Raw genomic sequence first — 12715 nt, forward strand, 5'->3', positions numbered from 1 at the left:
GTGCATGTTCTATCCATTCTGGGATATGTTTTACACTGGCCACGTCGTTTACAAAGATCATCAGAAACATGCTGATGGCCCTTAAAACGTCGATTGATAAAATACGGAGCGGTAGTTGGTTCATGTTTTTTTAGGGATTAATAGATTTTTCTAAGTTGAACAGCATTTAAAACCGGCTTACCCTCAATGGCATTAAAATCAATAGCAATGCCTTTTCCATTTTGTACAGTAACCCTGGTTGTTTTTTTAACCGCAGTGGTGTAACCAAAATCGGCAGCAATGTTCAGTTTTGGCAAAAATGCTGTTCCGTTGATGGAAACATCGAAAATACGTTGCTCCTCTACCTCTTTTTTATGGTTATTATCTAAATTATAGGCCAAAGCTTCTTTGGTTTCGCCACCAACCAGTTCGGCAAAATAAAGCGCCAGTTCGTATTCGCCATCCGGAACGTCGAATTTAAACTGTTTAATACCAACCTGCTGGGTCTGAAAAATGGGGTCGTTATCGGTGCCCAAAATGTTTTTATCACTGCCATAGGTAATGCGGTTATTGGTTCCTTTGTAGGGGTCGCCACCTATCCAGCCCCAGGCACCAGCTTTATATGGCTGATCGGGCATCCAAAGCTGATGTTCTTTTTCGTCGATATAAAAGCGTTTGGATCCTAAAAGGATATTGATGTTTTTAAAAGGAACATTGGTATCGTTAAATTTGAATGGCTGCAACTGGAAGTTGATATCAGCCTGATCGTTCTGATCGCCAGAAACCACACGCAACTGGTTTTTACCATTCACAAAAGGCACCTGCCAGTCGATAGTATGATCAACGGCATCTTTTACGCCTAAACTTTTACCATTTAAGAAAAGTTCGGCCGATTTTTGGTTTGTTGCAACCTGAACAGGCTGCGTACTGCTTAAAGCAGCCGAATCTGCTGTACCTGTTCTATCTTTCCATTGTGCTGAAGTAATTTTAAGGTATGGTTTGCCCAATAAATAGGCCTGATAAAGGAAATAAGTATCTTTTGGTTCGCGACCAATGGTTAACAGCCCTTTATTATTGATATGTGGCATGGTTTCTTCGCGGGTTTCGGAATTGAAATCGGCGAGATTCCATGCCTGACCACCGGCTACAAAGGGCCTGCTCAACATGGCATTTAAATAAACCTGGTTGAATTTAATACCATATTCTACACTTTTATCAAAACGGATAGGTGAAAACGAATGGATGCGCGGATCGGCATCTGCACCATATTCGGTAACCATGAAAGGTGTATTGGGCAATTCTTTATGGTGACGGTCTAAAAATTTGTCAAAATCTTCCGGAACGCCAGAGTACCAGCCCGAATATAAGTTCCAGCCTACAATCATCGGGATTTTGGTTAAACCAACTTTATTATAGATATCCCAGGCACCGTGATTTACCAAAAGTGTATATCTCGAAGGATCGAGTTTGCGGGTTAAACTATCCAGTTTTTGCGCAAGTTCGCGTACATGGTCAAAATAAACCTGCTGACGTGGTTTATCATTCGAGAATTTTAAGCGCAGCAAAATCTCGTTCATGTAAGCCCAGATGATGATACTCGGGTGATTGAAATTCTGCTGGATCATTTCCGTCTGCATGTTCAAACAGTTGTTGGTAAAAGCTTCGCTTTCGGTAATGGTGTTTACCACAGGGATTTCTACGGAGGCCAAAATACCCAAACGATCGCAGGCTTCTAAAATCTGCGGATCCTGTGGATAATGCGCCACCCTTAAAAAGTTACCGCCCATGGCTTTAAGCAGTTCCACATCCCTGATCTGCAAAGCATCCGGAGTGGCATTACCCCTGTTTTCGTAATCCTGGTGACGGCTTGCGCCAATGATTTTTATAGGTTTATCGTTTAAGAAAAATCCTTTTTCGGCATCAAATTTAAACCAGCGGAAACCCAATGGATTGGAAATCTGATCGATTACATATTTGGTTTTTGCATCGATAATTTTGGTCACTAAACGATATAAATAAGGATTTTCAGGCGACCATAACTCTGGTTTCTGAATGGATTTAATATCCTGAACCACCACCATATTACCACCTTTATTGAGACTTACGGCAGTAGTTTGGTTGGTAACGGTATTGCCTTTTGCATCGAAAATGGTGGTAATTACCTGTACTTTTTGGTTAGCCGCCGAAGCATTATCGATTGAACTTTTAACCTGTACACTAGCCGTTGAAGCCGAAACCTGCGGGGTAGTGATGAAAATACCATTGCTTCCGTTTTCTTTTTGCGAAAAGTGAACGGGATTGGTGATTAACAGGGTTACATTTCGGTATAAACCACCAAAAAAGGTAAAATCGGCGGTTAAAGGAGGAATGTCTTCGTTGAAACGGTTATTGGCCCTTACTTCGATTACATCGTCTTTATAGTTTAAATAGGAAGAAATGGGCACGATAAAATGGGTATAACTGCCAATGTGTTTGGCGGCAGATTTGCCATTTACCAATACTTCGGCTTCCTGCGCTACTCCGTTGAAAACCAAAAAAATGTCTTTTCCTTTTGCACTTTCGTCGAGTCTTAATTTACGTTTATAAATACCCAAACCGCGGTAATAACCCGATGCATCATCTAACACGTCTTTATCGTTCCAGGTGTGTGGGATAGTTACTTTTTCAACCGGACCGTTTTCTTTGTTAAACTCCCATTGATCGTTCAGGCTGATGGTTTTCCGGCCTGCATCCTGGGCCAAGCTGGTTAAGCCTGTTCCTGCGGCAATAAGTAGTAATAAAAGTGATTTCGCTTTTAACATTCGTTTAGTTTTTTTCTCGGTTATAAAGTTCGTGTTGCCACGGTGTGTTTTCTTTTTGACCACAAAGGCACGAAGACACAAAGTCTCCATGGTCTGTGTCCCCACAGACCATTTACATTTTTTATATGCCATGATTCGCGTTGTCACGAAGCATTTGTTCGTTTTTTAGTTTATTCGACTCTTCTGTTAAGATAGTCGTCACCCTGAATTTATTTCAGGGTCTATCATGCGCTAAAAAGATGTTGAAATAAATTCAGTATGACGACCTGAAAAAACAACTTCTAATTCAACAACGTAAAATCCTTTTCCAGTTTAATGTTGTTCGATGCGGTTCCGATCATTAATTTAAAATCGCCTGCTTCGGCAGCCCATTTAAGCTGCTGGTTATAAAAAGAAAGTTTTTCTTTATCAATATTAAAGGTGATGGTTTTGCTCTCTCCTGCTTTGAGCATTACTTTCTGAAAATCTTTCAGTTCTTTAACCGGACGTACCACTGAAGCAAATTTATCCTGTAGATAAAGCTGGACTACTTCTTCGCCGGCATATTTACCCGTGTTTTTTAAAGTAAAACTTACCGTAATTTTTTCGTCAGGCTTGATCTGTGTTTTGCTTAAGGTTAAACCGCTATAATCGAAAGTGGTATAACTCAAACCATAGCCAAATGCAAATTTCGGACTGTTCGGCATGTCTAAATAAGCAGAACGGTAGCGGGTATCTTTATCGTTTTTAGCCGGGCGACCGGTACTTAAATAATTGTAATACAAAGGAATTTGTCCTTCATCCCTTGGAAACGTCATCGGTAACTTACCAGATGGGTTATAATCGCCATAAAGCACATTTGCCATGGCATTACCTGCTTCACTGCCCAACCACCAGGTATACATAATGGCAGGAACGTTATCGGCTGTCCAGTTAAAAATTAACGGACGACCAGCCATTACCAACACTACAACCGGTTTGCCGGTTGCCTGAACTGCTTTTATTAAATCTTCCTGCACACCAGGGATGTGGATATTTGCCCTGCTTTTTGCCTCGCCGCTCATATCAAAGGCCTCACCAACAGCCATCACCACCACATCGGCCTGTTTGGCTACTTCTACGGCTTCAGCAAAGCCAGTTTTTGAAGAATCGCTTAGTTCGCAACCTTTTGCGTATAACAGTTCGGTTTGATTGCCCACTTTATTTTTTAAACCCTGATACAGTGAAACCAGGTTATCTTTATCCCATGCAATAGACCAAAAGCCCTGCATATCTTTTTCCGATTTACCCAACGGACCAATTACCGCAATCTTTTTAAAGTTTTTGGATAATGGCAAAACCTCTTTCTCATTTTTCAACAGCACAATACTTTTTTCGGCCATGGTTAGGGAAGCTTTTCTGTTTTCGGCAGAATTGATCTCTTTTTCCTGGCGCGCTACATTGCTGAAACGATATGGATCATCAAATAAACCCAACTCGAATTTCTTACGCAAAATCCTTCTTACGGCATCATCAATTAATGCAACAGGAACTTTTTTATCGGCAACCAATTTGGCCAGGCTTGGCAGGTAACTTCTGCTTTCCATATCCATATCACTACCCGCTTTTATAGCCAGTTCGGCAGCCTGTTCTTTATCCTTTGCATAACCATGGGCAATCATCTCACCTATCGACCCCCAATCGCTCACCACAAAACCCTGGTATTTCCATTGCCCTTTTAAAATATCACGCTGCAGGTAACTATTTCCAGTAGCCGGAATTCCATTTAAGGTATTAAAAGAGTTCATAAAAGTGGCTGCACCAGCATCAACCGCGGCTTTAAACGGCGGTAGATAGGTTTCCCATAAAGTATGTTCGCTCATATCAACCGCATTGTAATCTCTACCGGCAATGGCCGCACCGTAAGCAGCAAAGTGTTTTGCACAGGCCATAACGGCATCGAGATTGCCCAGGCCTTTACCCTGAAAACCTTTTACACGGGCAAAAGCAATTTTAGAACCTAAGTAAGTATCTTCTCCGGCACCTTCCATTACCCTTCCCCAACGCGGATCGCGGGCAATATCAACCATGGGTGCAAATGTCCAGTGCACACCAGATGCAGCCGTTTCGCGTGCAGCAACCCTGGCTCCATTTTCTATTTCAGCCATATCCCAGCTGGCAGCTTCGGCCAAGGGAATGGGAAAGGTAACACGGTAACCATGGATGACATCCAAACCAAAAATCAATGGGATTTTCATGCGCGATTGCATGGCAACTTCCTGTACTTCTCGGGTTTCTTTAGCACCGCGCACGTTAAGCATCGAGCCCAATTTACCATCACGGATATCTTTTAACTTGTTCGGATTGTTGGTAATCGGTCCGGTTGCATCGCGATCGCCTGTATATTGGTTTAACTGACCGATTTTTTCGTCCAGCGTCATCAATTTTAAAACGGAATCGATTTTCTTTTCGATCTTTTTATCCTGTGCCGAAGCAGAAAGGGAAATTCCTAAAATTAATGCTAATGGTATGTATCTTTTCATATTTGGTATTTGTGCTATTTAACTGCATCTAAAATGGCCTGGTAAGCTGCTTTTCGTTGATATTGCGCATCGAATGGTAATGGCCAATCGGGACGGTTATAATTTGATGGTATCCAGCTATCGGCATCGGTTACATTCCATTGTGTAATGCCATATTGTTGGCTTTTAGGAATGGTTTTGTAAGCCTGAACAATGGTTTTATATTTTGCTGCCTGCTGATCGCCCAGCGCCGTGGTATAAGTCATTGATTGTACATTATCCGGGTTGAGGGAGATATCGATTTCAGATATGTGGATTTTTAAGCCGGTGGCAGCCGCAGTTGTAATAGCGGCAGTTAAATTGGCATCGGTTTGCGTTACGCGGGTATGCATCTGTATGCCGATGCCATCAATCGGGATGCCTTTGTTTTTGAGTGAGGTAACGAGATTTAAAATGGCTGTACGCTTGGTAGGCCCAAATTCGTGGCCATAATCATTGTAAAAAAGCAGGGCGTTTGGATCGGCTTCGTGTGCATACTGAAATGCCCTGCCGATATAATCGGGACCTAATTTTTGCACCCAGATGCTATTACGCAGGGTGCCATCTTCGTTAACGGCTTCGTTTACTACATCCCATGAAGTTACTTTACCTTTAAAATGCCCAACAACGGTTTGGATGTGGGTTTTTAGGAGATTTTCCCAATCGGCAGTACTGCCCTGGAAATTGTTTACCCAATCGGGTAATGATTTATACCAGTTTAAGGTATGTCCGTGGACTCTTTTTCCATTGGCTACGGCAAAATCGACCACATAATCGGCATCACTCCAGGTATAAGTATCCTTAGCCGGATGTATAGATGCAAATTTCATGGCATTTTCTGCCGTAACACTATTAAATTCTTTGATTACCAGATTGCGGTAATTGGCATTACTTTTTAAAAGACTTACGTTAACAGCCGCTCCCATTGGGAAAGGCATGTTTTTCTGCAAGGTAACTTCTTCGATGCCATGATTTGGTAAGACCAAACCGGGATCGATGCTGGTACTCTCCGACTTAGCGCAGGAGATGCTTAACAGCGACATCGAAAGTATTAATTTCGAAGCAAAACCAATTTTCTTTAATCTGTTTATCATGCTATTTGTATTTGGCCTGCATCTGGTCGTAAAATTCTTTCAGTACGAAATAAGCCTTCTTTTTCTTGCCTGTTTCGCTGATCAAACCTTTACGGTTCCAGAAATTCTGGTAAATTGGATGTTGTCTTCGAGGCGACCTGAAATCTGTTAAGATCCATGGCGTCATACCACGTAAAGCACTGATTTTACTCAACATGGTAATCTGGTTTTTATATAAAGCTTCCTGGTATTCTTCACTCCAACGGGTATTTTCGTCGGCATGGAAACCACCAAGGGCATCACCACCGAATTCGGTAATTACCACCGGTTTTTTATACTTGATATCGAAATTATATTTGGTAATCTCCGATGGCGTACCACCCCAGTACCAGCCTGCATATTCGTTAAAACTTACCAGGTCGATTTTTTCGCCCAATGGATCGTTTAAAATGATATTGTTTCCATCGCGGTGGACTTCTAAAGCTGCAGCCACCAAACGGGTATCATCTAAAGAACGGGCAGTTTCTGCCAAATTGCTCATAAAGCTTAAACGGGCATCGCTTAATGGCGTTTCGTTACCGATAGACCATACAATTACGCTTGCCCTGTTTTTATCGCGTACAATTAAATCGGTAAGCTGTTGCTTGGCATTGGCATATGTTGCAGGGTTTGTCCAGCTGATGGTCCAGTAAACCGGCACCTCGGCCCAAACCAGTAAGCCCATTTCGTCGGCCAAACGGATCATTTCTTCGTTGTGCGGATAATGTGCCAAACGAACATAATTACAGTTCATATCTTTTGCCCACTGCAACATCATGCGCATATCGCCTTCTGAACGTAAACGACCAGCCAAAAGCGGATTTTCATCATGTAAGGATATTCCCCTCAAGAAAACAGATTTACCATTTAATAAAATGCTATCGCCTTCTACCTGAATGGTTCTGAAACCAATTTTATCGCTAATGTTTTCTTTGTCGCTTTTAATGTTTACCGCATATAATTTCGGGGTTTCGGGCGACCATAAACTGAGGTTGTTCCAGGTAAATTCGTCGGCAATTTTACCTTCTGAATCTGTTTTATATTTCTTTTCCAGTTTTAATTCCGGAATGGATAAGGTAATTTCCTGTCCAGCGCTTGCATCGGCCAGTTTTACCGAGAAGTTTAACAGGTTTTTGTTTCCTTTAACGAGCTGGAGTTTGTAATCGTTGATGAAATGCTCTGGAAATTCAGCAAGAAAAACATCACGGGTAATACCACCATAATTCCACCAATCGGTATTTACTGTTGGGATTTCGTCCTGTTTACGGATATTATCGACCTTAAGTACAATCGAATTTTCTCCGGCTTTGAGGTTATTGGTTACATCGAACTGGAAAGGTGTAAAACCACCTTTGTGTATACCCAGTTTCTTACCGTTGAGGTAAACATGTGCCTCGTAATTTACGGCACCGAAGTACACGAAATATTTTTTTCCTTTTTCAGGTTTTGCATCAAACTTTCTGCGCAGCCAAACATTGCCTTCGTAAAGTTCGAGCTTTTCTGATTGCGAATTCCAGTCGCCCGGAACATTCATCTGTGGCGAATGATCGAACTCATATTCAATCAGTTCTGTTTTATCTTTCTGTACCTTATCATCAAAATAACCGCCGGTACCTGTTTTCGATTGATCGAAAGGTTCGTGACGGTAATCGTAATAACCGTTTTCGTAAGGATCTATAATGTAATTCCATTTGCCGTTAAGGCTCTGGATTTTACGTCCCTGTATGTTCTGAATAGCGGTAACCTGACCGTAACTGATTGAAGAAAGGAGCGAAAAGCAGATTAAAAATACGCTATAGGTTGTTTTCAGCATAACTTAAGTTTTAATATTAATTAATTGATCGTTTCCAAAACTAACAATTAATTAACGGACGGTGTTTCCACCGCCCGCCTAAATTTGAGCAAAATCTAGTTTTTATTGATACCCAGGGTTTTGCCCCAAGCTCGGTGCCTTGTTTAATTCTGATTGTGAAATCGGATACAGGTAATTTCTAGCTGCAAATACCCTATTCTCAACCGTAAATGGTGTATAACTAAAAGTTGTTGGTGTTAACTGTACAATACGCATCCCGGTAACGGGTTTGTTAAAGGTAGCTTCTCCTTCTTTCCACCGGCGTACATCGTAAAAACGATGCTCTTCGAAACACAACTCTACCCTGCGTTCGGCATGGATTCTTTTGCGGAATTCATCTTTGCTCGGAATTACATAGCCATTACCCGCAGGGTTGGTGGTTTGTAAAGCAGGCATGGCCACACCTGTACGGTTACGGATGAGGTTTAATACCCTCAGAATCTCTGTCTGCCCGGCTACTCCCTGCACTTCGTTTACGGCTTCGGCATAATTTAAAAGGATTTCTGCATACCTGAACAAGATCCATGGGCGACGGATATTGGTCGCGGTACCCGTCCAAACAGCACTTTCGCTTAAATATTTACGCATATAATAACCAGTTTTTGTGGCGTTAACGTTAAGGCCTAAACCATCTTTACCACCCACAAAAGTTTCAACCGGTTTCCCTTTAAAATTGTTGGCTGCTACAATTGGCTGTACCGAAGCGGTATTAAACATCACGGTAAAACCTAAACGCGGATCGCGGTTGGCATAAGGATTTGTGGCCACATAACCCGAACTGGCATCGGTAATGGGTCTGCCGGTTGTTTTCATTTCGAAAGCATCAACCATCTCCTGAGTTGGATTGGTACGGCCCGTTGCACCATCGTAACTTATAGGGGCATTGGTACTTTCGATAGAGTTGGTATTAAGTGTTTGGGTTGCAAAAATAACTTCATTGTTATAAGCTGCTCCGGATACATTCCATAACCAAAGGTTAGGATAAGAGGTGAAAATACCATGTTTACCGGTATCCATCAACCTTTTAGCTGCATCGAGGGCCGCCTGCCATTTGCTACCATCATTTGAGGGGTTATACTGCGGACTAGCTGCATATAACAACAACCTCGATTTTAGTGCCATGGCCGAAGTTTGTGTAGCCCTGCCGCGGTTGGTGGTATTCCATTCGGATGGCGAAAGCGGTAATCGGGTTATCGCAGCTTCGCAATCGGCCGAAATCTGCGCCACACATTCATCAAAAGTATTTCTCGGCAGATCTAAATTATCGTTAATCGTTAAAGTTTTGGTCACAATGGCAAAACGGCCATAACGTTTAAGCAGTTCGAATTCGAAAAGCGCCCTTAAAAAATAAGCCTGACCTTTTAAACGCTCAATCTGTGAGGCATAGGTCTGGTTTTCGGCCACGTTAGCAGGCAAAACCTCATCAATTGGAACAATGGCACTGCCATCTACCCTTTCGAGGAACATATTGGCTTTTCTAATGCCTACGTAAGTATCAACATAAACATCATCAAAAGTTCTTACCGGACTCCAGGTACCATTATTTATGGTAGAAATTGATGCATTTAGGTTAGAGTTTACAGCTTCGTCGGTTCCAGCGGCCAATAATGCGCCATCGCCGAGGTTATACCTGTCCGAAACCACAGAATATACGTTGTTTAAAAAGTTCCTTGCATAATCCGGATTGGCCCACAGTTGTGCCTCGGTAATATCGTTGGTCCCGCTAAAAGATCCATCTTGAAGAAATTCTGATTTTTTACATCCTGCTACCTGCAAAATCACAAAGGCCAGGATTGGATAAAATATATTTTTTTTCATCTTTTTTATCTTTTAAAATTTCAAATTCAGACCCAGCGAATAAATTTTCATATAAGGATATGAAGCATTGTATCCCGATTCGGGCAATTCAGGATCGATTGGCAGATCGCCAAGTTTATCAAACGTTAACAGGTTTAAGCCACCCACGTAAAAACGCAGTTGCGATATTTTTAACCTTTTGATAAATGCCGGAGATAATGAATAACCCAGTTCAACATTTTTTAGCCTGATGTAATCTCCCGAGCGGATCCAGAAATCGGAATTGGCCGTGTTGTTACCCCTATCGGTTAATAATAAACGTGGATAAGGAGCGCCGGTATTGCTTGGTGTCCACCTATCTACACTAAACTGGCTCAGGTAACCGTTATTGGCATTACCGGAGTTAACCAGGTTCTGGATGGTGATAGAACGGCCGCTTGTGCCCTGGAACAGGAAATTTAAATCGAAATTTTTAACTGATACTGAAGCGCCAAAACCAAAGAATGCTTTAGGCACGAAATTGAAATCGGTTCTTACCCTATCAAGATCGTTAATCAAACCATCGCCGTTCTGATCCACATACCTGATATCACCAGGTTTTACAGAACCCGAAAGCATCTGTTTTGGTGCAGCATCAATCTCGGCCTGTGATTGGAAGATACCATTTGAAATTAACATGGTAGAAATATAACCCGCACCAGTAGTTGCAGTTGCCGCCGGCGAAATCACACTCGAAATAGGGTGACCAAGCGATTTTTGATAGGCAGGTAAACCAGCTCCTTCGTTTATGGCCAGAATTTTACTTACGTTATAGGTAAAATTCCCAAATACGTTCAGGTTTACATCGCCTATTTTTTTATTGTAGTTGATACCTGTTTCAAAACCTTTGTACTCTGCTTCTCCTTCGTTAACATAAATTAAACTCTGGCCCAGCAAACTTGGCAATAATGAAGCAGTTGTTAAATCTTTCCTGTCTTCGTAAAAATAGTCGGCGCTGATTGATAATGATTGTTTAAACAATCTGGCGTCAAAGCCAATACTGGTTTTATATGCTTTTTCCCAGGTTAAATCAGGATTTGCCAAGGCCAGCTGGCCTGTACCGGTTACGCCGGTAAAAGCAGTACCAAAATTATAACCGGTTGTACTTCTGCTGTAGAAATCGTTAAAAGCAAATCTTCTGGCCGAACCAATGGCATCGTTACCCACCAAACCATACGAGCCCCTGATTTTTAACAGATCTAAGAAACTGCCTGATCCTTTCATGAAATTCTCGTCGGAAATGATCCACCCTGCCGATGCTGCCGGAAAGAAACCATATCTTTTACCAGGCGCAAAATTCTCCGATCCCGAATAATTGGCCGTAACATCAACAAAATAACGTTGGATGAAATTATATGACAAGCGGTTAGACCAACCCTCTCTACGCACATCAAGATTTCCGAAAGAAGATAAGTTAGCCCTCGATACCCTTGTCGAGAATTTAATATCGTGTTTACCGAAAGTACGGTTGTAATCAAAACCGGCCCAAAACTCGCTCTTTTTAACATTACCGGAAAATGCATTACCCTGATAGTTTACTTTACTTGCAGTACCAAATGGCGAATAAGTACCATCAGCATTAAGTACAGCCGTTGCATAGGCTTCTGTAAAACCCGAGCGGTACAAACCGGCAATATCATAAGCGTAAAAAACCTCGCCCGATAAACCTTTCAAAATGCCATCCATTTTTTGACGTGCACTGATGGTTGCAATCATGTTACGCATTAAATCGGTACTTGCCCCCCTCGATTGCAACATGGCCAAGGGGTTACTTTGCTGATAAACAGATGTTCCGCCATAAGATCCGTTAGGATTTAAAATCGGGAATGCATTTGCGGGTGTAGAATATATTGCGGTTAAAAAAGCGCCTGTACCTGCATTTGGGAAGGTAAGATTGGTAATTCTACCACCGATATCCAAAGCTACATCCAGATTTTTGTTTACATGAAGATCTAAATTGGTACGGAGGTTATAACGACTGAAATCGGTATTGGCATCATAAGTTTCGCTATGGCCGCCTTTATACAAGCCTCCCTGTTGGTAAGCACTCAATACGGTGTAATATTTGATAAAGGCATTACCACCGGTTACGGAAGCTACATAACGCTGTGTTGGAGCCACTTTTTTGGTAAAATCCCTTACAAAATTGTTATTAGGGTATTTTATCGGATCAGAACCATCCTGGTAAGCCTGTAAAGCTGCAGGACCGTAAACTGCCGTACCACCGCTATTTATTGATGCCTCGTTATATAGTGTAGCATACGAGTAAGCATCTAAAGGTGCTGTAATCTGCAAAGGCGCCTGTATACCGGCCTGTGCATCGAAAGTTACCTTGGTAGAAGTTGCACTACCACGGCGTGTTTTTACATAAATTACACCGTTACCACCGTACATTCCGTACCATGCCAATGTTGCTGCATCTTTTAATACACTTACACTTTCAATTTCACTTAAATCCATAGAGGTAAAATCCCTTTCGATACCATCTACCAGTACCAGGGGTTCCTGGTTACTATTATAAGATGAACGCCCCCTTACCAAAAAGCTCGATGCATCGTATCCCGGCTGCTGTGAGCCACTCGGATATACCGCTAAGCCTGCCAATCGGCCGGTAAA

Annotated in this window: 6 protein-coding genes; all 6 read right to left on the reverse strand. The window is 42.1% G+C overall.

Translation table 11 applies throughout. The features are described 5' to 3' along the window. Positions 1-137: 137 nt before the first annotated feature. Positions 138-2780 carry a glycoside hydrolase family 2 TIM barrel-domain containing protein gene (locus tag B2V92_RS04925; RefSeq protein WP_293305218.1) on the reverse strand — a complete coding sequence of 881 codons (2643 nt, stop codon included), beginning with the start codon at positions 2778-2780 and terminating at the stop codon, positions 138-140. Between the two features lie 281 nt (positions 2781-3061). Beyond that, entirely contained in the window at positions 3062-5281 is a 2220-nt protein-coding gene (gene bglX, locus B2V92_RS04930) for a beta-glucosidase BglX (RefSeq protein ID WP_293305219.1), read from the reverse strand. Positions 5282-5295: 14 nt separating this feature from the next. Then, positions 5296-6393 (reverse strand): endo-1,4-beta-xylanase, encoded by a 1098-nt coding sequence (locus B2V92_RS04935; protein ID WP_293305221.1) that lies wholly within the window; start codon positions 6391-6393, stop codon positions 5296-5298. A 1-nt stretch (position 6394) separates the two neighbouring features. Next, positions 6395-8224 carry a glycoside hydrolase family 2 protein gene (locus B2V92_RS04940; protein ID WP_293305223.1) on the reverse strand — a complete coding sequence of 610 codons (1830 nt, stop codon included), beginning with the start codon at positions 8222-8224 and terminating at the stop codon, positions 6395-6397. A 102-nt stretch (positions 8225-8326) separates the two neighbouring features. Beyond that, the gene (locus B2V92_RS04945) at positions 8327-10081 is read right to left on the reverse strand and encodes a RagB/SusD family nutrient uptake outer membrane protein (protein ID WP_293305224.1); all 1755 of its coding nucleotides are present in this window, start codon (positions 10079-10081) and stop codon (positions 8327-8329) included. Between the two features lie 12 nt (positions 10082-10093). Next, positions 10094-12715: SusC/RagA family TonB-linked outer membrane protein (locus B2V92_RS04950; RefSeq protein WP_293305225.1), on the reverse strand; the 2622-nt coding region annotated here is incomplete at its 5' end.

Origin of the sequence: Pedobacter sp. UBA5917, from assembly GCF_002432345.1 — a bacterium.
GTDB lineage: Bacteria > Bacteroidota > Bacteroidia > Sphingobacteriales > Sphingobacteriaceae > Pedobacter.

Bases quoted from the DNA above. Each gene is read 5' to 3' on its own strand.
- bglX (WP_293305219.1), bottom strand. From the start codon at position 5,281: ATGAAAAGATACATACCATTAGCATTAATTTTAGGAATTTCCCTTTCT.
- B2V92_RS04935 (WP_293305221.1), bottom strand. From the start codon at position 6,393: ATGATAAACAGATTAAAGAAAATTGGTTTTGCTTCGAAATTAATACTT.
- B2V92_RS04945 (WP_293305224.1), bottom strand. From the start codon at position 10,081: ATGAAAAAAAATATATTTTATCCAATCCTGGCCTTTGTGATTTTGCAG.
- B2V92_RS04940 (WP_293305223.1), bottom strand. From the start codon at position 8,224: ATGCTGAAAACAACCTATAGCGTATTTTTAATCTGCTTTTCGCTCCTT.
- B2V92_RS04925 (WP_293305218.1), bottom strand. From the start codon at position 2,780: ATGTTAAAAGCGAAATCACTTTTATTACTACTTATTGCCGCAGGAACA.